The organism is Bacillus sp. AY3-1 (assembly GCF_008368785.1).
In the GTDB taxonomy this organism is placed as follows: domain Bacteria; phylum Bacillota; class Bacilli; order Bacillales; family Bacillaceae_G; genus Bacillus_A; species Bacillus_A wiedmannii.
On record NZ_QORZ01000016.1, the window covers coordinates 670,442 to 691,946 of the forward strand.

General features: G+C 33.2%; 22 protein-coding genes. 17 read left to right on the top strand and 5 right to left on the bottom strand.

Annotated features, from left to right (window positions below; all coding sequences use genetic code 11):
• The first annotated feature begins 88 nt into the window (after positions 1-88).
• Positions 89-1,006 carry a serine hydrolase domain-containing protein gene (locus tag DN389_RS14835; protein WP_088063661.1) on the top strand — a complete coding sequence of 306 codons (918 nt, stop codon included), beginning with the start codon at positions 89-91 and terminating at the stop codon, positions 1,004-1,006.
• 191 nt (positions 1,007-1,197) lie between these two features.
• Here the strand turns inward: DN389_RS14835 and DN389_RS14840 are convergent, their stop codons facing one another.
• Entirely contained in the window at positions 1,198-1,530 is a 333-nt protein-coding gene (locus DN389_RS14840) for a DUF3889 domain-containing protein (protein WP_048547304.1), read from the bottom strand.
• 144 nt (positions 1,531-1,674) lie between these two features.
• Between DN389_RS14840 and sleB the strand changes: the two genes are divergently transcribed.
• The 9 genes from sleB (at position 1,675) to DN389_RS14885 (ending at position 8,345) form a co-directional block, all read left to right on the top strand.
• A complete protein-coding gene (sleB, locus tag DN389_RS14845; protein ID WP_046954084.1) occupies positions 1,675-2,454 on the top strand; it encodes a spore cortex-lytic enzyme in 780 nt (259 codons plus the stop codon).
• Positions 2,455-2,469: 15 nt separating this feature from the next.
• Entirely contained in the window at positions 2,470-3,810 is a 1,341-nt protein-coding gene (gene ypeB / locus DN389_RS14850) for a germination protein YpeB (protein WP_149237312.1), read from the top strand.
• A 26-nt stretch (positions 3,811-3,836) separates the two neighbouring features.
• Positions 3,837-4,433 carry a YhcN/YlaJ family sporulation lipoprotein gene (locus DN389_RS14855; RefSeq protein WP_098190808.1) on the top strand — a complete coding sequence of 199 codons (597 nt, stop codon included), beginning with the start codon at positions 3,837-3,839 and terminating at the stop codon, positions 4,431-4,433.
• 107 nt (positions 4,434-4,540) lie between these two features.
• Positions 4,541-4,897, top strand: a complete 357-nt coding sequence (locus tag DN389_RS14860; protein WP_098190809.1) for a hypothetical protein — start codon at positions 4,541-4,543, stop codon at positions 4,895-4,897.
• A gap of 26 nt (positions 4,898-4,923) precedes the next feature.
• Entirely contained in the window at positions 4,924-5,421 is a 498-nt protein-coding gene (locus DN389_RS14865) for a GNAT family N-acetyltransferase (RefSeq protein WP_088608806.1), read from the top strand.
• Between the two features lie 109 nt (positions 5,422-5,530).
• A complete protein-coding gene (locus tag DN389_RS14870) occupies positions 5,531-6,613 on the top strand; it encodes an aromatic acid exporter family protein (protein WP_149237313.1) in 1,083 nt (360 codons plus the stop codon).
• Between the two features lies 1 nt (position 6,614).
• Positions 6,615-7,151: a DUF1697 domain-containing protein gene (locus DN389_RS14875; RefSeq protein ID WP_149237314.1), complete on the top strand. Its 537-nt coding sequence runs from the start codon at positions 6,615-6,617 to the stop codon at positions 7,149-7,151.
• A gap of 89 nt (positions 7,152-7,240) precedes the next feature.
• Entirely contained in the window at positions 7,241-7,669 is a 429-nt protein-coding gene (locus DN389_RS14880; protein WP_097916915.1) for a hypothetical protein, read from the top strand.
• A gap of 91 nt (positions 7,670-7,760) precedes the next feature.
• On the top strand, positions 7,761-8,345 hold the full coding sequence (locus DN389_RS14885) for an SMI1/KNR4 family protein (RefSeq protein WP_088122300.1): 585 nt from the start codon (positions 7,761-7,763) through the stop codon (positions 8,343-8,345).
• 139 nt (positions 8,346-8,484) lie between these two features.
• Here DN389_RS14885 and DN389_RS14890 read toward each other — a convergent pair whose 3' ends face one another.
• The gene (locus tag DN389_RS14890) at positions 8,485-8,886 is read right to left on the bottom strand and encodes a hypothetical protein (RefSeq protein ID WP_001080451.1); all 402 of its coding nucleotides are present in this window, start codon (positions 8,884-8,886) and stop codon (positions 8,485-8,487) included.
• 210 nt (positions 8,887-9,096) lie between these two features.
• Between DN389_RS14890 and DN389_RS14895 the strand changes: the two genes are divergently transcribed.
• Together DN389_RS14895 and DN389_RS14900 are read left to right on the top strand one after the other, a co-directional pair.
• The gene (locus tag DN389_RS14895) at positions 9,097-10,266 is read left to right on the top strand and encodes a ParM/StbA family protein (RefSeq protein ID WP_046954076.1); all 1,170 of its coding nucleotides are present in this window, start codon (positions 9,097-9,099) and stop codon (positions 10,264-10,266) included.
• Positions 10,267-10,277: 11 nt separating this feature from the next.
• Positions 10,278-10,613 (top strand): hypothetical protein, encoded by a 336-nt coding sequence (locus DN389_RS14900; RefSeq protein WP_001257747.1) that lies wholly within the window; start codon positions 10,278-10,280, stop codon positions 10,611-10,613.
• Between the two features lie 118 nt (positions 10,614-10,731).
• Here DN389_RS14900 and mle read toward each other — a convergent pair whose 3' ends face one another.
• Positions 10,732-11,586, bottom strand: a complete 855-nt coding sequence (gene mle / locus DN389_RS14905; protein ID WP_149237315.1) for a BCA family alpha/beta fold macrolide esterase — start codon at positions 11,584-11,586, stop codon at positions 10,732-10,734.
• Positions 11,587-11,780: 194 nt separating this feature from the next.
• Here mle and DN389_RS14910 point away from each other — a divergent pair, with 194 nt between their 5' ends.
• The gene (locus DN389_RS14910) at positions 11,781-12,710 is read left to right on the top strand and encodes an NADP-dependent oxidoreductase (protein WP_098190811.1); all 930 of its coding nucleotides are present in this window, start codon (positions 11,781-11,783) and stop codon (positions 12,708-12,710) included.
• 121 nt (positions 12,711-12,831) lie between these two features.
• Here DN389_RS14910 and pdxR read toward each other — a convergent pair whose 3' ends face one another.
• On the bottom strand, positions 12,832-14,265 hold the full coding sequence (gene pdxR / locus DN389_RS14920; RefSeq protein ID WP_098190812.1) for a MocR-like pyridoxine biosynthesis transcription factor PdxR: 1,434 nt from the start codon (positions 14,263-14,265) through the stop codon (positions 12,832-12,834).
• 146 nt (positions 14,266-14,411) lie between these two features.
• On the opposite strand from pdxR, the gene DN389_RS14925 reads away from it, so the two are divergent.
• Together DN389_RS14925 and DN389_RS14930 are read left to right on the top strand one after the other, a co-directional pair.
• Positions 14,412-15,329 carry a DMT family transporter gene (locus DN389_RS14925; protein ID WP_098190813.1) on the top strand — a complete coding sequence of 306 codons (918 nt, stop codon included), beginning with the start codon at positions 14,412-14,414 and terminating at the stop codon, positions 15,327-15,329.
• Between the two features lie 134 nt (positions 15,330-15,463).
• Positions 15,464-16,501, top strand: a complete 1,038-nt coding sequence (locus tag DN389_RS14930) for a DnaA N-terminal domain-containing protein (protein ID WP_098190814.1) — start codon at positions 15,464-15,466, stop codon at positions 16,499-16,501.
• A gap of 17 nt (positions 16,502-16,518) precedes the next feature.
• On the opposite strand, the gene secY is transcribed toward DN389_RS14930, so the two are convergent.
• On the bottom strand, positions 16,519-17,823 hold the full coding sequence (gene secY / locus DN389_RS14935) for a preprotein translocase subunit SecY (RefSeq protein WP_048547274.1): 1,305 nt from the start codon (positions 17,821-17,823) through the stop codon (positions 16,519-16,521).
• 505 nt (positions 17,824-18,328) lie between these two features.
• Here secY and DN389_RS14940 point away from each other — a divergent pair.
• Both DN389_RS14940 and DN389_RS14945 read left to right on the top strand, forming a co-directional pair.
• A complete protein-coding gene (locus DN389_RS14940; protein ID WP_060486760.1) occupies positions 18,329-18,844 on the top strand; it encodes a DinB family protein in 516 nt (171 codons plus the stop codon).
• Between the two features lie 553 nt (positions 18,845-19,397).
• On the top strand, positions 19,398-21,344 hold the full coding sequence (locus DN389_RS14945) for a bifunctional metallophosphatase/5'-nucleotidase (protein WP_098190815.1): 1,947 nt from the start codon (positions 19,398-19,400) through the stop codon (positions 21,342-21,344).
• The last annotated feature ends 161 nt before the right edge of the window (positions 21,345-21,505 follow it).

The window sequence follows — 21,505 nt, forward strand, 5'->3', positions numbered from 1 at the left end:
GTTTGTTTTTTTATTTGAACACATTTATGTTTTAATTAAAGCTACAAGATATAATAAATTAGGTAATGATTTAATTGGAGGTAAAGTTTTGGATTTCAAGCAACTAGAAAATAAATTTGAAAAGAAAAAAGTAAATACATTTCTCGTTTATCAAAAAGGTGAGCTAACCAATGAATATTATAAAACGATAGAATGTGCAAGTAATTTATATAAAATAAACTCAATTACAAAAAGCATTGTATCTATATTAATTGGTATTGCAATTGATAAAGGATATATAAATGATATACATACACCGATTATAGAGTGGATTGAAAATGTATCTAATGAAAAGCGGGATTTGACTCTTTATCATTTATTAACGATGACTACAGGTGAGGATTGGAAAGAGTTCGGAAATGGAGTAGTGTTCCCAAATGATTTTGTAGAATCGGAAAACTGGGTGCAGTATATATTAGAAAAACCAATAATGGAAGAACCAGCTACAAAAATGAATTATAACTCAGGGTCTTCTCACTTGCTTAGCTATATTGTTCAAGAAGTTACCGGAATGTCGACAGAGCAGTTTGCGAAAAGATATTTATTTGATCCATTAGAAATTACCGAATATGAGTGGCAACAAGATCCGCAAGGCATACATGTCGGCGGTTTCGGTATGAAAATGAAATCTAAAGATTTATTAAAGCTCGGAATATTATGTTTGCAGAATGGATATTGGCAAGGGAATGAAATTGTATCATCGAAATGGTTAGAAGAATCTAGTAAAGCTCTATTTGAAACGTATGAACATGTGGGGGCTTATGGATATCACTGGTGGGTTTTGAATAACGAAAGATTTCACATACCGTATTGTATGTATTTTGCTATGGGATATGGCGGACAATACATCGTTATCATTCCACAGTTAGAACTTGTTGCTGTAATAAGTAGTCATATGCCAAAACGTGGACTTGTTCCATTGAAATTGTTTATTGAGCATGTACAGGAGCATTATAAGTTTATATAAGAAGAGAGAATGTTTGAAAGGTGTAAATTTAGGGATGGATTATAGAAATGAAAGAACCCGCACTGTATAAACAGTGCGGGTTCTTTCTTTATAAGAAGAGAGAATGTTTGAAAGGTGTAAATTTAGGGATGGATTATAGAAATGAAAGAACCCGCACTGTTTAAAATATAAACAGTGCGGGTTCTTTCATTTTATCTACTCGTCTTCTGAAATGTCATCTTTATAAATTTATCTGTCTTCGTTTCAAATTCTACATCAACAAAAACACCATATTCTTTTCCATCTTCACGTAGCCACAATTTAAATTTTTCAACCGTTATTTGAACGGTTTTCGGTTTTCTACCTATATGAAGGTAATCAATAATCTCCGCTTTTGGGTATTGTTCTTTCGTCTTTTCTACAGCAAGTTTCCCCCATTTGGCATATGGCGGCTGCGCATGAACAATTGATGGAACAGTATATATATTTGAACATGTAGTTATGAACAAAATGACGAGTGCGATACGCTTTAACAATTTTTTCATGATGAACTCCTTTTATCTTTTTTTATATTGTTTACATATTTTTTCAACGATATGAGTTTGGATTTTTTTGTCTTCTTTACATAAAAGCGAGGCTTTTACAAAACATAACCAAGAAATCATTTACATAATTAAGGAGGGAAAATCATGCGCCAAAAAGCTATTTTTAAAATAGCAGTTTTACTTGCGTTCATAGGACTATCTTTGATGGTCAGTAGTATACAACTAAAAAATGTTGAAGCTTTTTCTAATCAAGTCATTCAAAGAGGAGCATCTGGCGAAGATGTCATTGAACTGCAATCTCGTTTGAAATATAACGGATTTTATACGGGAAAAGTGGATGGTGTTTTCGGATGGGGTACATACTGGGCACTTCGAAATTTTCAAGAGAAATTTGGACTACCTGTTGATGGTTTAGCTGGAGCTAAAACGAAGCAAATGCTAGTAAAAGCAACGAAGTATGACAAGTCAACAGCTAATAAAGGAACGACAACGAATAAAGGAAATAGTGGTGGTACTGCAAAAGAAAATAAACCATCTCAAAATAAAGGGACAAATGTTCCAAATGGTTATTCTCAAAATGACATTCAGCTTATGGCAAACGCAGTATATGGAGAATCTCGTGGTGAACCGTACTTAGGGCAAGTTGCAGTAGCTGCGGTTATTTTAAATCGAGTTACAAGTGCATCATTCCCAAATACCGTTTCGGGTGTAATCTTTGAGCCAAGAGCATTTACAGCGGTAGCAGACGGACAAATATATTTAACGCCAAATGAAACAGCGAAAAAAGCTGTATTAGATGCAGTTAATGGATGGGATCCAACAGGAAATGCATTGTACTATTTCAATCCAGATACCGCAACAAGTAAATGGATTTGGACTCGTCCACAAATTAAAAAGATCGGGAAACATATTTTCTGTAAATAGAGCGGAGGTGGAATTGTGTTACGAGGTATTGTAATCGTATTATTAACAATCGGTGTAGTTGGAACTGGATACTGGGGCTATAAAGAGCACCAAGAGAAGAATGCAGTATTAATTCGAGCAGAAAATAGCTATCAACGTGCGTTTCATGATTTAGCGTATGAGGTTGATTTATTGCACGACAAAATTGGAACAACGCTTGCGATGAATTCACGTGCATCTTTATCACCTGCATTAGCAGACGTATGGAGAATAACATCTGTAGCTCGTTCGGATGTAGGACAACTGCCTTTAACGTTAATGCCTTTTAATAAAACGGAAGAATTTTTAGCAAATATCGGTGATTTTAGTTACCGTGCAGCCATTCGTGATTTAGAAAAAGAACCGTTAAATAATCAAGAATACAAAACGTTGGAAACTTTATATTCAAATGCAGGAAATATACAAGATGAGTTACGAAAAGTGCAACATCTTGTTTTGAAAAATAATTTACGCTGGATGGATGTTGAGATGGCACTCGCATCAAATCGTGATCCTGCAGACAATACAATTATTGACGGATTAAAAACAGTAGAGAAAAACGTAACATCGTATTCATCTACAAACTTCGGACCGACCTTTACTAGTGCACAAAAAAATAAAAAAGGTGGATTTGAAGCAGAAGGAAAAGCAATTTCTAAAGATGAAGCGGCGAAAATCGCAAAATCATTTTTGAATTTAAAAGGAAATGAAAAAGTAGATGTTGAGAAAAGCGGAAAAGGTGCGAAAGAATCTTTCTATAGTGTGAAAATTAAAGATCCAGCAACGAATAATGAGTTTTATATGGATATTACCGGAAAAGGCGGATATCCAATTTGGGTTATGAATAACCGAGAAATTAAAGAACAGAAAATTAGTTTAAACGATGCAGGAAGTAAAGGTTTGAAATTTTTAAAGGAACACAAGTTTAATAATATGGAGCTTTTTGATAGCTCACAATATGATAATGTTGGTGTATTTACGTATGTAGTAAATGAGAATGGCGTACGAATTTATCCAGAAGCAATTCAAATGAAAATTGCTTTAGATGATGGTTCTATCGTTGGTTTTTCCGCAAAAGAATATTTAGCATCACACCAAAAACGAACAGTTCCCTCAGCAAAGCTAACTGCAGCAGAAGCAAGAAAGAAAATTAATCCAGATGTTAAAGTTATGGAAGAACGTAAAGCAGTCGTAGTAAATGATTTGCATAATGAAGTACTTTGTTATGAATTTGTAGGTACTTTAGGGAAAGATACGTACCAAATTTTCATTAATGCAAATAGCGGAGCAGAGGAAAAAGTGAAGAAAATGCAAGCTGTTGAAAAAATTTATGATTAAACTTTAATAGTAAAGTGGTGAGAATAATGAAGATCCTAATATATATGTTGATGCTTTGCTTGTTTATAACTGGATGCAGTATTGGAAAAAAGGACAATCCAAACGAAAAACCGGAGCAAAAAAATGTTTCGACGAAAAATGTTAATTATACAAACAAATCAAATAAGCCAAATGAAAAAGCAGCGGATCATTTAGCATCTTTAGCCGCAAGTGTGCCAGGTGTAAATGATGCAACAGCCGTAGTAGTCGGCAAATATGCTATTGTAGGTATTGATGTAAAAGCGAAACTCGATCGAACTCGTGTTGAGTCCATTAAATACTCTGTGGCAGAAAGTTTAAAAAACGATCCGGATGGTGCTAATGCAGTCGTTGTAGCGGATGTTGATACGTATGAACGACTCAAACAAATTGGAAAGCAAATAAAAAAAGGAAAAACAGGTGAAGGTATACTTGATGAGTTAGCAGCAATTGTTGGCCGAGTAATGCCACAAGTTCCAAATGACATGATTGAAAATCGAGAAACGAATCCAATTAAAGATAATGATAAACAATTACCAAAAGATGAAGAACAAGAACTAAGAAAAGAACAGAATGACCAATCAAATAATCATTTGAATAAATAAAGTTAACCCCGTACTTAATTGTACGGGGATTTTTTAACATAATATTTAATATTCAGTTTATTTTTAAGGGAATATATGGTTTAATTATGATGGGAGGGACAACTGTTATGATGAAAAAAAGCGCATTAATAGTATGTAGTTTATGCTTAGGTTTCAGTATGACAGCGTGTGAACAAAAGAAAGAAATGAAAAAACAAACAGCGACTTCTTCTACTGTGTTGGAAAGTGAGAAGAAAGAGTCTATCAATATAAAACATTTCTCGAATATAAATGAAGGAATGACTTATATTGAAGTGAAAGATGTAATTGGTTTTGATGGTAATCTACTTATAGAGGAAGGTGTAGAAGATTCTACACAAATTAAACAAATTTTTTCATGGAAGGGAAGCGATCCAACTTCATTAGTTGAAATTACCTTTTTAGATGGAAAAGTGCATTCAAAAGTGCAGCAAGGTTTAAGTTAATAAGTTGAAAAATGGGAGAGTTTCGCATGAACATACATACAGGGGAAATTCAATTAGTTCCGTATAAGGAGAAGTATAAAGAAGTTATACAAACATTTACTTTACCAAGTGAACAAGTTCAATTCACATCAGATCCAGGTGAATTATTGGAGAAAGCAAAAAGTGATCGAACAAAAAATGTGATTGTTATTTTAGATTACAATGGGGTACCTGTTGGTCTTTTCGCATTGCAAACAGGGGATAGAGTACAGGAGTTCACAGACAATCAAGATGCTTTACTTTTAACTTCGTTTTCTATAAATCACAATAGACAAAGAAAGGGATATGCTAAAAAATCATTGGCATTATTACAAGAGTTTGTAAAACGTTATTTCCCGATAAAAAATGAGGTTGTACTTGCTGTGAATGAAAAAAATATTCCTGCACAAAATTTATATGAAAAAGTCGGCTTCCAAGATAAAGGCTTTAGAAGAATGGGACCAATCGGTCAACAAATTATAATGCATTTACCTATCATGAAATAACGAGAAGAAAAACTTACTCTTGCATAACAAAGTAGTAAGTTTTTTTATTTAGTACGATATATAATGTAGATTATATATATAAATGAAATAGAAATGAAGGAAATACAAAATGAATCAAGTTAGAAAATGGAATATTGTTGGAAGAAGGGTGATAAAAACCGGAATAGCAGTTTTTCTTACAGTTCTAGTTTGTGAATTTTTCAATATACCCACTATTTTTGCTGTCATCACGGCTATTGTAACGATTGAGCAAACTGCAACGGATTCTATAAAAAAAGGGCTAATTCGTTTTCCAGCTTCAACAATTGGATCGGCGTATGCAATGACTTTCACATTTTCCCTAGGTCATCAGGCTCTTTCTTATGCGTTAGCAGCGATGTTTACAATCGTTACATGTCAAAAACTAAAGTTACATGCGGGAACGTTAGTCGCAACATTAACTGCTGTTGCAATGATCCCTATTACGGCAGATCATTATTTCACTGCATTTTTAATTCGATTAGCTACTACATCTACTGGTATTATAGTATCTACTTTAGTGAATTTTTTCATTTTGCCACCACACTACCTTCAAACCATTTCGGGATGTACAGAGGAGCTATTTGTTAAAACTGCAAATATTATGGAGGAATGGCTTAATGCATTAATTGAAGGGAAAGTTATAACGAAAGAGACAACTTATAATCTATCTAATTTGAATTTATCATTACATAAAGCGGTACAATTTGTTCAATATGAGCAAAAAGATTGGAAATATCATCGACATACAAAGAAGGAAATGAGAAGCTTTTTAGCCATGCAGAAGCAACTCCATATATTGCAGCAAATTATTTACCATATAGATAATTTAGCTCGAGCACCAATTGAAACATGGGACTGGTCACAAAATAAAAAAGAGATATTACAGCGAACGGTTCATTCTATAATCTCCATATTAAGAAATAATTGTAATGAAATAGATGAAGAACATTTTAAACTGATTGATGAATTAGACAAAAAATTTTGGGATTATAAAAATGATTTAGGACATTGTAAACCAAATCAATATCATCATCACTTTTCAAGCGAATCTATCATTTTGTTTGAGTTATTATCTATACATGATATGTTAGAGGAATTAAAACAAATATCCGAGAAATATGAGAGTGAAAATCAACTCAATTGTTCGGCTCATTTAAATATGGAGGATTGATATGACAATTTATATTACATTACTAAGAGGAATCAATGTAGGCGGGCATAAGGTAATCAAAATGGCTGATTTAAAACAAATGTTTGAATCAATAGAGTTAAAACAAGTAAAAACATATATTCAAAGCGGTAATATCGTGTTCGAATCTGAAAAAGATATTGATTTTTTAAATAAACAAATACAATCGGAAATTAAAAACGTTTTTGGTTTTGATGTTCCAGTCATGTTAAGAACACATGAGGAATTTATAAATATGATAAAAAGATGCCCCTATGAAGCCGATTCATTGTTAGAAGGGGAAAGTATACATGTTGCCTTCTTAGCGAATGAACTTTCTGAAAAAGAAAAAGATCATCTACTTAAGCAAAAAAATGAGACTGAAGATTGTTTTATACATGAAAAAGTTGTGTATTTATTTTTCAAAAATAGCATTCGAAATTCTAAATTAATGAGTCTGTTTCAGAAGTTACATACACCAGCTACAGTTAGGAATTGGCGGACTGTGAATAAATTAAAAACGATAGTTGAAGGAATGTAAATATTAAAAGATGAGATTCACTTAGAGCAGATAAATGTTTAAGAGACTATGGTTATAGTATAAAATAAACGAATTAAGGGGTAGGTAAGATGGGGAAATTTGTGAAAGACCAAAAGGTAGTTGCACTTACATTAGAGGGTTTAGCACCATGTACGGTTGTAAGAGTTGGTTGGATTTTTATCATGGTACAAGTAGAAGAAACGAAGCACCTATACTCACTTACAAAAGGTAAGATAACGTCTATAGAAGAAGATAAACACTATCTTTTAGAAGAGAGTTTTGATGAAGAGGACGTTTATGATATAGGTAGGGTATTTTGTGCAATTGAAACAACAGACATGGACCTTGCAAAGAAATCATTTGAAGAAAATGAAGACTTCAAGAAATACGAAGATTTTCACAATCCATCAGAAGGGAAACTGTATGGTGGAGAGTACTATACTACAATCAAAACAGGTAAAGAGTTACTAGAACAATACTTTAATCGAGAAGAGCTAGAGCGTAATGGTACTAATTAAATTAGATGTGAAAACAGGTAAAGGCCAAATCTTATTTATGTTAGGTATATAGACTAAAAAATTTATATTTGATTATTGGGAGGATAAAATAATGGATTTGGTAAACAAATTTTTAAACGGCTTGAGAGCAGCATTATCAACAGATGATCTCGAAGCACTAAATAAAGCGTGCGGTGCTACAAAAGAGGATATTGATATATTAAGGTTGAAATATCCGAAGTGTCCAGAATCATTAATCTCTTTACTTGAAAATATCGATGGTACATATTGGCGGAAATATGGAGAAAACAAAGTTGCAGTATGTATTTTAGGCTCAGATGTTGAAGAGTATCCATATTATTTGCTTTCTACACAGCAGATGCTCGAAAGTTCAAAAGAAGAAGAAGACGTATCCTATCTTTTAGAATACCAAGATGACGAGGATGCTGTTGATTCTAAGATAAATCCACAAGGACTTCTCCCTGGCACTTATATTCATTTTTCAGACTGTATGAACAATGGTGGAACATCAAGACTCTATATTGATTTTAACCCTTCTGATGAAGGTGTATGTGGTCAAATAATCCGTTTTTTGCACGACCCTGATGAATATGAAGTGATTGCAAACAGCTTTGATAAGTATTTACAGAATCTTATTGATGGTGATTTTAATTTTCTAGAAGAAGAATCTCAATAATTTGTCTACAAACTCATTTAAAAGGTTAGAAATTAAACAACTTTAAAGAGCCTTACTACAATATAATTTGTAGCAAGGCTCTTATATTTTTAAATCAAAATTAAATAACATTATTATCACTTTACAAAATCTCACTTTTTTATTTATATTGTTTTGCGACTATAAGTTCGACGATAGGATAAATAAAGAATGAAGAACAAAGTGCGATAAAAAGAGGAAGATTCTTTATTTCATCGAGTAATAGGAATGCAAATCCTTCTGATAATATTAAAATAAAAAACATAAGGCATATAAGTGCAAAATAAGAAATTTTAAAGCTTTTATATTTAATTTGTTGTCCCATTTCATCTTTGCTTTCTTCTGATACTCCGTTTGGATCTCCCCACGTAATATGATTGATGAGGTAGCTAATTATTATTGCACTTGCGAAGATTGTTCCACCTAAAATCGCACCTTCAGAGATGTATTTATAGACTCCATGTATAAGTACTCCAAGTAACGATAAAACGATTGTTAGTAAAATGAAATTTTTGCGATTCATATTAGAAATAACACCTCCATAGTTGTAAAAAACTCTTTACATCCATAGTATAAAATTGGAAAAGTTTTATGTCAAATACTTTTTACATAAATGGTGCAAGAACATGATATTTTGTTTTTATGATTAATAAAAAATTACATTACATTTGAATGTAAAAGAATGGGCTCGCATATATTTGGAAGGGATGTCAGATTAATTTAGGGGGTAGTTATGTCTATTCTATTAAAAGCTGGTGCTGATGCAGGAAATAACGGTTTGAAGTTAATGGTGAAAGGGCAAGACCCTATTTTTATTCCGAGTATATATTCTTTATATATAGGAGAGCCTACAGGATTGTTAGATGAGAGTGATGTTTCATTATCCGAATTAGAAAATCACATTGACGTGACCATTAGTTCTCCATCACTAATGTTAAATAACGTGCGGTATATCGTTGGGGAAAAAGTCATTCAAGATCAATTAAAAGGCACTGAGGTTGAGAAGAAATCAAATAAGTCAACTGATGAGTTAATGGTTATTACAATTCTATCTGGTTTAGCAGTAAGTGCTATGCGTCAAAGTCCAACTTCAAGTCATATTAATATTCGTTATGATTTATCTGTTGCTCTTCCTATGCAGCTTATTACACAAGAAATAGCTGCGGAAAATGCGAAACGTTATATGGGCAATCATAAGGTTGTGTTCCATTATCCAAACGGACGTGATGTGACAATTAATATTTCAATCGAATATTGTAAATGCCTACCTGAGGGCGCTTCTGGTACGTGGGGCATTGTATATGATGAAGAAGGAAATGTAGTGAAACATAAAATAGAATGTGAACAAAATCAAGTTTCAGAAATTGATTTTGTTGATAAAACTTTATTGTCTTTTGATATTGGTGCAGGGACGACAGAAGAAGTAGTTTCACTAGGTGTGAACTTTAGACCACAACTAAGTAAGGGCTTATCATACGGTGTGAAAGAAACGTTACTACAAATTATTACAAGATGGAATCGGAAGTATCCAACAAAGACGATTGATAGTATTACAGAGTTTAACCAAATTTATTTACATGAAAAGCACCCAAGAAATGCGTTACTAGTTGAAGAATCACAACCAGCATTATTAGGTTTAGCAGCGCGTGTCGCAACAGATATCATAAACAAAATTGATGACATGAAAGACGATCCATACGTATTTATTTATGGCGGGGGCGCAGTAATTATTAAAAACAGTTTAAAAATGATTTTAAAACAAAAAGGACGACTAACAAATGTAATCTTTGTAGATAATCCATTATTTACAAATGCACGTGGATTATTAGTCTACACTTGTTCGCCAAAATATAGAGAGCATAAGCAAAAAGAGTTAGGATTTACAAACTTAACGATAAGTTAGTTGGTGGAAGTATGCGATCTAGGCGATATAAACGTGGTGATCGAGTAAAAATCAATATTCATAAATCAGTATCACCTGAAATGATTGCATGGCTGAATAAACAATCAAACCCAACCAATTTCTTTTTCTTTGCAGCGCAGCAACTCTTTAAACAAGTAGGAGATATTGATGTGTCAAAAGCTATACCAAGTAGCCATGTTTTCTCATTATACGTGGAGCCATCATCTTTATTAAAGGTCGAAGTAAATCCCTTTAAAAACGTGCCACTAGAAGCTAATAAATCCACCGATAATATAAAAAAAAAATCATGGGAATCTGTTGATCAATTAGATTGTCCGTTTTTTTAAACATAGAAAAAATAAGTATTGCCCATCACTATACATACGGATACAGTGATGGGCTGTTTTACATGTAACGAATAGAAGGAGCACAAATTGTGGTGTGCCCCTTTTATTCGTTATTTATCTATATTTTAGATATATGTTCAGCAACAGCATGAATGATGTCTGCCCAGTCATCAGGATGATTTTCATGTCCTGCGCCTTCAAGGGTTAGTAGGACTGAGTTAGGAATTTCATCAATAAGTGCGAGACCATGTTCAAAAGGGAGTGCAGTATCGTCTGTTCCGTGAATAACTAGTGTAGGTGCTTGTATGGAGTGAAGCACACCTTCGTAAGCATCATCACCTTGAAGTAAAGCGTGATTAAACATACTTAATAGATTGTTTGCGCGTGCTATTTCTTGTTTTACTTGATTATAGACTCTTTTTTCATCAAATGTTCGTTTGGATCCACATAATAGGCGAGATCCGGAAACTAAATATTCTGCTACAACATTTTCATTTGTCCAATCTAAATGCGTGCCATTTGCGTGATGTGTTAAAATTCTTTCGTCCATCGGAGGTAAATCGCGCGTGTTATCGTCAGAGCCTATCACACTTGTAGCCAGTAATGTTAACGTTAAAATTCTTTCGGGATGTTTTACAGCAGCAATTTGAGCGATCATACCACCTAATGACATACCAAATAGATGAGCTTTATCAATATGATAAGCATCGAGTACCCCAATTGCATCTTCAGCCATATCTGTAACTGTATAATTGGAAGTTCCAGGCTCATATGTAACAGAGCATCCCACATCACGGTTATCAAAACGAATAACAAATTTCCCCGTGTTAGCTAACTGTTCACAAAACTCTTCATCCCAATAAACCATTGAACACGTAGCGCCCATAATTAATAAAATAGCTGGGTTTTTAGGGTTCCCAAAGCTTTCTGTACATATATCAATCCCGTTTATTTTAAATATCTTTTCAGTCATAGAGTTCTCCCCATTTCTTTTGAATGTAATTGAAAATACAGTTTTGAGTGATTCTAAGGTGAGTGTACGTTTTTTATGGAATTCATAACGCTTCTTACGTAATTACCCCCAAAAATAAGTTTATGATAATTCAAGGCAAAAAAATTTGAGAAATATTTGTATGTTATTAAAATAAATAGCAAGGAGGAATGGAAATGAAAATAATTGTTATAGATCAATATGGTAATGTTGAAGAATTAAAAGAAAGAGAAGTTATAAAACCAATTGTTAAAGGTAACGAGGTATTGATACGTATTCTCGCGACATCTGTTAATCCTGTTGATTGGAAAATAAGAAAAGGAGACTTACAAGAACAGTTGCGATTTTCATTTCCAATTATTTTAGGATTGGATGTAGCTGGGGTTATTGAAGAAGTTGGGGAAGAGGTAGAGTGCTTCAAAGTAGGAGATAAAGTATATACGAAACCTGAAAATATAAGGAAGGGCTCTTATGCTGAATTCATTACAGTAAAATCGGATTTAGTATCTTATATGCCTACAAATCTAAGTTTCGAAGAGGCAGCTTCTATTCCTCTTGCAGGACTTACAGCGTGGCAAAGTCTTGTAGATTACGCAAAAATAAAAGAACATGACCGAGTACTCATTCATGCTGGAGCTGGTGGAGTTGGAAGTTTGGCAATCCAAATCGCAAAATCATTTGGAGCTTTTGTTGCGGCAACTGCAAGTAGTAAGAATGAAGAGTTTTTAAAGTCTTTAGGAGCAGATCTCGTTATTGATTATAAAAAAGATAAATTTGAAGAATTACTATCAGATTTCGATATTGTATTAGATACAATAGGTGGCGAAGTACAAGAGAAAAGCTTTCAAATTATAAAATCTGGTGGTGTGTTAGTTTCGATTGTTCATGAGCCAATTCAAAAAATAAAAGGGATAAAATCAGGTTTTTTATGGCTAAAACCAAACGGAAAGCAATTAGAAGCATTATCAAAATTAATTGTACACGGAAAAATAAAACCAATTATAAGTAAAGTTGTACCTTTTAATGAAGAGGGGATTAGAGAAGCTCATATTTTGAGTGAAGGTCAACATGTTAGAGGTAAAATTGTAATGAAAGTCAGAGGATAATGAAGATAGTGGCTTGTAGAGAAAGTGAAGTTGAACCACAAAAAACGCAGAAAGAAATACTATCCCAAAAGTCACATTTTCATTTTGGATAGTATTTCTTATTAGACATGTAATGTTATCTCTATAATATACATTTTCGTATTGTATCATGTAATTTCTCTAAACCAATCAACATATCTTTTTCATTTAACATTGAATAGCTAATCCGTAAATTGTTATTATTTATATCGGTATTTAATAGACAAGCTGTTCCTGGTAAAAAAGAGACATCTACTTCATTTGCTTTTTGTAATAAGGTAAAGGGATCTATCGAATCCGGAAGTGTAATCCATAAATTAAAGCCACCATTTGGTATTTCAAATCGTAATTCTTTAAGTGGTGATAACATATCAATAGTTATATCACGTCTAATTTGTAAAGCCGTACGTAATTTTTCTAAATGGTTTTTCATACGTTCTGCACGTAAAAAAGGAAGGAGTGCTTTTTGCGTTAATAAAGGACTACCGATATCCATTGAACCTTTTACAGCATATAACCATTCAAAAATAGGCCCATCGGCAATAAGAGATGCGATACGCAATCCTGGTGCTAACGTTTTACTAAATCCTTTTATATATATTACATGACCATTCGTATCAAAATTTTTGATAGGAGAGGAAATAGTAGCACCCTCAAAATATATTTCTCCGAAAGAATCATCTTCAATTATAAAAAACTCATATAGCTCTGCTAGTTCTATAAGTTCCATTCGCCGTTCATTACTCATTACTGTACCTGTCGGGTTCTGGAAAGTTGGATTCGTATACAATAATACGGGATTTTTACTTTGACAAATATCATCGATTAAGTCGGAGCGAACTCCATGATTATCAAGAGAAACTGGTATAATTTTAGCACCTTTATTGATGAAAATATCAAGTGCAGCACTGTAACAAGGACTTTCCACTAATACAATATCACCAGGTTTTAATAATGTTTGAGCAATTAAATCAATTCCTTGTTGTGCTCCGCTTGTAATTAATAATTTAGATGGATCGGTCACTAAATTTTGGTGTTCACTTAAGTAATTTGCTATTTCAACTCGCAGTTCATAATCACCCTGTACTGGCCCATAAGTTGCTAGGATCATCTGGTCTTTATGAAGTATTTTATGCATTTCGTCTGCTAAGAATGGATTTGGCAATAAACGAGGATACAAAATCGCTTGTGAAAAATCGTAATATTTTCGGTGCTGATTCATTGCATATTGAGATCGTATAACATTAATCGTTTTCGTTTGTTGCCATTTGTACGGAATTGGTTTGAAATCTTTCTTTACATGTTTATGTATATAAGCACCTTTTCCTTGCTCAATGCGTATATATTCTTTTTTTTCTAATTGCTTATATGCCTTACGAACAGTTAATAGGCTAATCTGCAAATCTTCGGCCATAGAGCGTAAAGATGGAAGGGAGTCACCATGCGCAAGCATGCCACTTTGTACTCTTTCAACGATTTGCATATATATTTGTTGGTAATATGGTATGTTGGATTCTTTACGAAGGACAATCTTCATGCTTTCACCTTTTTCGTTTTTATTTTATTAAAGCGAAAAATATAAAGAGAATCAACTACAATTTTAAGTAACTGTTATATACATAGATACACTGTTATACACCATACCTTCTATACTCATGTTAAGAGTAAAAAGGAGGAAGAAAAATGGTCATTTTCAATTATATTTTAGTATGTATTATTTTCGGAACAACATTTTTAACGATAAAAATCGGTATTGAAGCAGGAGCGCCACCATTATTTTCAGCAGGAATTCGTTTCTTGTTAGCAGGCGTAATTCTGATGATTATATTTAAGTTAAGGCGAAAAGAAATTATGCCACATGTATTTTCAAAACGTATTATATATGCTGGTTTTTGCTTAACATTTATGACATTTGCTACATTGTACTGGGCGGAACAATATATTTCTTCAGGGTTAGCTGCTGTACTTTCTGCTACGGGGCCGATGATGATTTTGTTATTACAAGCAATGAGAAATAAGACAAAATTGCAAAAGGAGCAACTCGTAGCATTAATTATCGCACTAATAGGTGTTGTTTTTGTTTCTTTACCAGGAACGCACCAAGAAGTAAGTCTCATATGGGGTATTGCTTGTTTTGTTTTAATAATAGGAGAGTTATTTTACGGAATAGGCTCTATTCGCTCAAAAGAAATACTTTCGGATTTACAAAGTGTATCACCATTTCTCATTAATGGTATTCAAATGTTTTACGGAGGGGTTTTATTACTAATCGTATCCGTCATAGTAGAACAACCGAATGTATCTGTATTAGCTTCATGGAGTGTACAGTGGCCTATTTTATATCTTATCTTTATCGGATCAATTGGTGGGCACGGATTATATTATTGGCTCTTATCAAAAACAAATCCTGTATTCCCGTCAACGTGGTTATATGTATCACCGTTAATTGCTATTATTGTAGGATATATCATATTAGGAGAACCTTTAAACCCTACAATGGGAATAGGTGCTTGTTTTATTTTGGTTGGTGTATTTTTAGCTAATCGATCCACACTCCGGAGCTATTTCAAACAAGGGAAATTATTTGAGAAGGAAATGTAGTTGTATAAAGAAGCAGCCCTGTATATAACAGGGCTGCTTGAATTTTATTCATGATACGGATTGACTTTATTTATTGGAAAGGCGTAAGCTTATTAAGCTATATGAAAGAGAACTATAAAAAGAGGGGAGTTATTATGAAAATGAATTGGACTGAAGTAAAGGAAAAAATTCGACCGCAAATTTCAAAACCATCATATGAAACTTGGTTTACTAATACTACTGTTTATTTAGAGGATGATATATTAACAATTTATTGTCCAAATGAATTTGCTCGTGACTGGTTAGAATCTCACTACAAAGAATTAGTATTTCATACATTAAGAGAAATGTTTAATACGACGTTTGAAATTCAGTTTGATTTATGTAATGACGAACCATCAAAGTTGAAAGATGTTCCAAAAGAAAGGCTAAATAGCTGGGATGAAGTAAAGAAAGCGTTAAGGCCAAAATTAGCAGAGAAAACATTTATAACCTGGGTTAGAAATACAAATGCTACTATAGAAGATAATACATTAATAATCTTTTGTGAGGATGCGTTTCATCGTGATTTGCTTGAAGGTGAGTATAAAAATATAATTTCAAGTACCGTACAGAAACTTACTAATGAAGTATATCAAATTTGGTTCGAAATAGAATCAAAAACCACTCCTATCACACATATTCATCATATGCAAAATAATCCACTCACTTCCGGACAAGAAGAACCCAATACAATTTGGAATGAAATAAAAGGTAAAATGCAATTAATAATTTCAAGACCTTCATATGAAACATGGGTTAAAGAAACGACAGCCAGAATAAATGAAAATTCATTAATCATTTATTTTGAAAACGAATTCCAACAAGGATGGGTTGAAAAGTCTTATAAAGATTTAATTGCGGAAATAGCTAAAGAGTTAACTGGAAATACATATGAACTTCAATTTGAATTAGAATCAAATAAAGATGCAACCAGTAGTGGTGAAAAATCAAAATCACCTACTGAAAATACTATTTTTGAATTATGGGAGCAGTTCAAATCTTCCAATGATGAGTTAAAATATAATAATGTAGAGGATAGCGAAAAACGCATCCAAGCATTAGAAGAAAAAATTGTAAACTTAGAAAAAGTGATTGATACATTAGTGGGAAAATTAGAGGTAGTAGAATCAAAAACACAGTTGGAAAAATAACCAACTGTGTTTTTTACTTAATTTACTTTTTTTATAAACCCTTTATAATGACGTTTCACAAGCTGACTTTCTAACGTCTTCATTGTTTCAAGTGCTACACCGACGATGATAAGTAAGCTTGTACCACCAATTTGTGCAGAAGGTGGTAATGTAGCAATTTTTGTGAATACGAGCGGTAAAATTGAAATGGCACCTAAGAAAATTGCACCGATAAATGTTAAACGGTATAAAATTTTCGTTACATATTGTTCTGTTGATTTACCAGGACGAATACCAGGCACATAGCCATTTTGTTTTTTCAAATTCTCAGCCATTTGTTCAGGGTTTACTTGAATAAATGCGTAGAAGTATGTGAAAGCAACGATCAGACCGACATAAAGCGTCATTCCGAGTGGATGTGCGAAATCAAGATTTGCAACTAACCATTGCGATACGCTTGAATCAGGGAAGAGCTGCGCAATTGTACGCGGCGTCATTAAAAATGCGGAAGCAAAGATAACTGGAATTACACCAGCACTATTTACTTTAAGAGGTAAATGAGTGTTTTTTGCTCCTTGATATTGATTGTTTCCTGAAACAGCTTTTGCATATTGAATCGGTATTTTACGCACAGCTTGTTGAATGTAAATAACACCAACAACTATCGCTAAAATTACGAGACCAATTAAGACCATCTTTATGATGTGCATGAATAATTGATCGCCTGCATTTTGAAATTGTTGCAAATAAATTTGATTCGCAACATTTGGAATCGCCGCAACAAGTCCTGCGAAGATAATCATCGAAATACCGTTACCAACGCCATTAGCGGTAATTTGTTCACCTAACCAAAGTAAAAATGCAGTACCTGCAGTTAAAACTGTCGCAATAAATAAGTATGTAGTCCAGCTTTGATCTGTAATTAATTGTCCACCTGCTATATTATTAAAACCATAAGACATCCCAATGGCTTGTATGAATGCGAGAATGATTGTAAAGTATCGAGTGAATTGAGCTGATTTCTTTCGGCCCATTTCTCCTTGCTTTGCCCATTCCGAAAATTTAGGTATAACGTCCATTTGTAGTAATTGTACTATGATGGAAGCTGTAATATATGGTGTAATACCTACAGCAAAGATTGAGAAGTGTTGCAGTGCTCCTCCGCCAAATACGTTTAGCATACCTAAAACGTTAGCTTGATCTTGTACTTTTAATACCTCTGCGTTAGTATGAGGAACTGGAATAAACGTGCCAATTCGAAAAACAATTAGCATCGCTAGTGTAAAAAGAATTTTGTTTCTTATCTCAGCTACTCTCATGAAATTTGAAATCGTACGAAACATTATGTCGCCTCCTATATTTTTATCAGTTCAAAACTGATGGTTATATCCCGATGAAGTAACCACAAACCTCCTTCCGCATTAAATTCATTTGACAAATGGAATTTTATACACTTTGTAGTTTTCTCGGATATAAAAATATAAGGTGTTTTTTAGCGACCAATAAGCTTTTCGTAATCATTCAATACACATAATATATCGAATAAATTAACAAATGTACATACATACGCATGAAAAATGAATGAATAGGGGCATTTTTTACATTTATTTAATGCTAGATTGATAATTAGGAACGTTTTATGTAGTTGTATTGAAAGGATTCGGTGGAAAGTATTATGGTGTAGCTGCAGCACATGATAACCTCAAGGAAATCTTCAAGGATGTTGAGAAAACTCATATATTTAGTCGTGAATTAGAGAAACAGTAGTGAAGGAAAATCTTTCTTCTATAGAGAATATTTCTAACGCAGGAATCTAAGTATATAGGTTCTAATGAAAGGAGAATTCACATGAATACATTTGTAAAGGACAAGTTTTATGAAACGAGAAATCAATTATTTGAGGAAATTACTTTGTTAAGTGATACTCAATTTAATAGAAAACCAGATAAGGATAAATGGAGTATAGCACAAGTTTGTCATCACTTAGTTTTATTAGATGAGAGAGTTATAACGGTTATTTTGTCAGGATTAAAAAAGATGGATAGTTTCCAAAATGAGCGTAAAGAAATTCATACTATTGTATTAGATAGATCAATAAAATTTATAGCACCAGAAATGATTGAACCAAGTATAGAACCATTTGAAGTGCTGCAAATGGTTGATTTGTTAACCGACTCTAGAAAAGCATTGATGCGTTTTCTGAGTACAATAGAAGATGAATCTAAATTGGCAAAAAAATCAGTGATGCATCCAGCTCTTGGAGAATTACTTCTTGATCAGTGGATAGAATTAATCTATTTGCATGAACAACGTCATATAGAACAAATCAAAGAGGTAAAATTGCTTTGTGAAGTTGAAAAGTAAAAATTATTATCTATTTATTGAGCGATTTAGGAAAGCATCAAGGGTTCGAGTGATAAAATATAAGTCCTGATAAGCAGAAGAAAATACGAAACTAGCAGATCTTACTCTTGAATAGGAAACGAATATTCGAAAAAAAACTGAATCCGAATTGTTGTATAAGTGGAACCCCGTCTTAAATGAAGAACGGGGTTATTATTTTTGGAAGTGATCTCAGCATTTTCATTTAGAAGGAAATAAATTAGCAATGAAATCCGAAAATGTAATCAGCATTACACACTATATCTTTAAGTTATAATGATTTCCGGAAATGAGTTATATGTCCATAATTTTGACAGTACATATACATCTACCGTTGGTTTAGCGCTCTTCACACGTTGGAGGAAGAAGTAAATACTATTCTGCTAGGGGGTATATGCATTTTATTCTCTATATTTTCACAGCAGAACCACCTCCAAAATTTTCTTTTGCAGTTGAAGTTTTCCGAATAATAAGTTACATTTTTAAAGTTCAAGCAACTTTATGAAAGTACAAAAAGGGGAGAAATATTGTTATTATGCAAAAAATGAAATGGAAGAACTATTTATGTTATTTTGTTATTTTTATACTTCTTGGAACAGCAGTAACAGTCAAACCATCTATCTCAAAAGCTGAGGAATCTGATGTTAATATTACACTGTTAGGTACTGCCGATATTCATGGTAGATTTATGCCTTGGGATTATGCGCTTGATGGTGCAAATACGAGTGGAAGTTTAACGCAGCTTTATACGGTTATAAAGAAGGTGCGTCAAGAAAATCCCAATACCATATTAGTAGATGCTGGGGATACAATTCAAGGAAATTCAGTAGAGTTATTCAATGATCAGCCACAATCGCCAATGATGGTAGCGATGAATGCAATGGAATATGACGCCTGGGCATTTGGAAATCATGAATTTAACTTTGGATTAGATACATTGAAAAAAGTTAGTGAGCAATATAAGGGCAAGACACTAGCAGGAAATATTTATAAGGAAAATGGAGAGCGTTTTCTTCCTGCATATACAATTGTTGAAAAAGGTGGAATTAAAGTCGGGATTATTGGTATGAATACACCAATGATTAGTGATTTTGAAAAAGGGACAGATCATTTGGATGGTTTAGTTGTGAAAAATCCAGTAGAAGAGACAAAAAAGGCAATTAAAGAATTAGAAGGTAAAGTAGATGTAATGGTAGGCGTTATGCATATGGGACTAGAAAATGAGAATGGAATCCCTGGTACTGGTGTTCAAGATATTGCGAATGCTTGTCCGGAACTAAGTGCTATTTTTGCAGCTCATATGCATAAACTTGTTAAAAAAGAAGTTGTAAATGGCGTTATTATTACAGAACCAGATAAATATGGAACACATATCTCACGTATTGACCTTACTTTTACAAAGCAAGATGGAAAGCTGGTTTTAAAAGATAAAACTGCTACAGCTATACCTGTAAAAAATACTGATGGAACAACAATAGTATCTGATCCTACACTTGAAGACACACTGACACCTTTTCACGAGTATGCGAGAGGAGATGCAAATGTTGTTGTCGCTCAATTAAAGGGTAGAAACCTTGTTCCTGAAAATGAAATAAAGGGTATTCCAAGTGTGCAGATTCAAGAGACACCTTTATCAGATTTCTTTCATGAAGTCATGCTCCATTACAGCAAAGCGGATGTAGTAGCCCATCAAATTGATAATGACTATGCCCGTTTGGATATAGGTCCTATAAAGAAGAAAGATATTGCGTATAATTATCAATATGCCTTGGGAGAAATTACAGTATATAAGATAACCGGAAAAGATTTAAAAGATTATATGGAATGGGCAGCAGGATATTTTAACTCATCTCGTGCTGGAGATGTAACAGTTAGCTTTGATAAAAACCGTCGCGCGTCTAAATACAGTACGAACGATTTCTTTGGAGGCGTAAAATACGAAATTGACTTAACAAAGCCATATGGAAGTAGAATTACTAATTTACGCTCTATTCGCACAAATAAACCAATCAAAATGAGCGATGTTATGACGCTAGGAATGAATGCGTATAGAATGGAGGCTCTTCAGGCAAAAGGGGGAGCTTTAGAGGGGCGGAAATTTGAACAAACTTGGTCATCTAAACAAGAGAATGCATTCGGAGAAACAGGTGGAACCATTCGTAACCTTGCTATTACATATTTAAAAGAGGTAAAGAACGGTGTATATACGCCAAAAGTTATGCATAATTGGAAAATTACTGGTGTAGATACACATTCTTCAGAGCATAAGGCTGTAGTTGATCTTGTAAATAAAGGGATTTTAGAAATTCCAAAAACAGAAGATGGAAAATATACAAATATAGCATCTATAAATACTAAAGATTCAATTACAAAAGAAGAGATTGTAGCACTCTCACAAAAAGTTAATATTAATCCAAATCAGTTTAATCATGTAAAAAGAAAAGGTGAATTTTACAAAAAACTTAGTAGGATAATTAAATAAATATAAAATAGATAGCTTTCGTGCAAAAAACTATTAAACTTGGACATACCATTATCCTAAAAAAGTTTGTGATCGGTATGGAAATATAAAGAATTAGCGATAAAAAATCCCCTGGATCATTAAACAAATCCGGGGGATTTTTTATTTGAATAATTATGGTT

Excerpts from the sequence above, each read along its gene's own strand:
- DN389_RS14945 (WP_098190815.1), top strand. The coding sequence starts at position 19,398 with ATGCAAAAAATGAAATGGAAGAACTATTTATGTTATTTTGTTATTTTT.
- DN389_RS14895 (WP_046954076.1), top strand. The coding sequence starts at position 9,097 with ATGTCTATTCTATTAAAAGCTGGTGCTGATGCAGGAAATAACGGTTTG.
- DN389_RS14890 (WP_001080451.1), bottom strand. The coding sequence starts at position 8,886 with ATGAATCGCAAAAATTTCATTTTACTAACAATCGTTTTATCGTTACTT.
- DN389_RS14860 (WP_098190809.1), top strand. The coding sequence starts at position 4,541 with ATGATGAAAAAAAGCGCATTAATAGTATGTAGTTTATGCTTAGGTTTC.
- secY (WP_048547274.1), bottom strand. The coding sequence starts at position 17,823 with ATGTTTCGTACGATTTCAAATTTCATGAGAGTAGCTGAGATAAGAAAC.
- DN389_RS14865 (WP_088608806.1), top strand. The coding sequence starts at position 4,924 with ATGAACATACATACAGGGGAAATTCAATTAGTTCCGTATAAGGAGAAG.
- DN389_RS14870 (WP_149237313.1), top strand. The coding sequence starts at position 5,531 with ATGAATCAAGTTAGAAAATGGAATATTGTTGGAAGAAGGGTGATAAAA.
- DN389_RS14875 (WP_149237314.1), top strand. The coding sequence starts at position 6,615 with ATGACAATTTATATTACATTACTAAGAGGAATCAATGTAGGCGGGCAT.
- DN389_RS14940 (WP_060486760.1), top strand. The coding sequence starts at position 18,329 with ATGAATACATTTGTAAAGGACAAGTTTTATGAAACGAGAAATCAATTA.
- DN389_RS14900 (WP_001257747.1), top strand. The coding sequence starts at position 10,278 with ATGCGATCTAGGCGATATAAACGTGGTGATCGAGTAAAAATCAATATT.
- DN389_RS14930 (WP_098190814.1), top strand. The coding sequence starts at position 15,464 with ATGAAAATGAATTGGACTGAAGTAAAGGAAAAAATTCGACCGCAAATT.
- DN389_RS14925 (WP_098190813.1), top strand. The coding sequence starts at position 14,412 with ATGGTCATTTTCAATTATATTTTAGTATGTATTATTTTCGGAACAACA.
- DN389_RS14855 (WP_098190808.1), top strand. The coding sequence starts at position 3,837 with ATGAAGATCCTAATATATATGTTGATGCTTTGCTTGTTTATAACTGGA.
- mle (WP_149237315.1), bottom strand. The coding sequence starts at position 11,586 with ATGACTGAAAAGATATTTAAAATAAACGGGATTGATATATGTACAGAA.
- pdxR (WP_098190812.1), bottom strand. The coding sequence starts at position 14,265 with ATGAAGATTGTCCTTCGTAAAGAATCCAACATACCATATTACCAACAA.
- DN389_RS14880 (WP_097916915.1), top strand. The coding sequence starts at position 7,241 with ATGGGGAAATTTGTGAAAGACCAAAAGGTAGTTGCACTTACATTAGAG.
- DN389_RS14840 (WP_048547304.1), bottom strand. The coding sequence starts at position 1,530 with ATGAAAAAATTGTTAAAGCGTATCGCACTCGTCATTTTGTTCATAACT.
- DN389_RS14910 (WP_098190811.1), top strand. The coding sequence starts at position 11,781 with ATGAAAATAATTGTTATAGATCAATATGGTAATGTTGAAGAATTAAAA.
- DN389_RS14885 (WP_088122300.1), top strand. The coding sequence starts at position 7,761 with ATGGATTTGGTAAACAAATTTTTAAACGGCTTGAGAGCAGCATTATCA.
- sleB (WP_046954084.1), top strand. The coding sequence starts at position 1,675 with ATGCGCCAAAAAGCTATTTTTAAAATAGCAGTTTTACTTGCGTTCATA.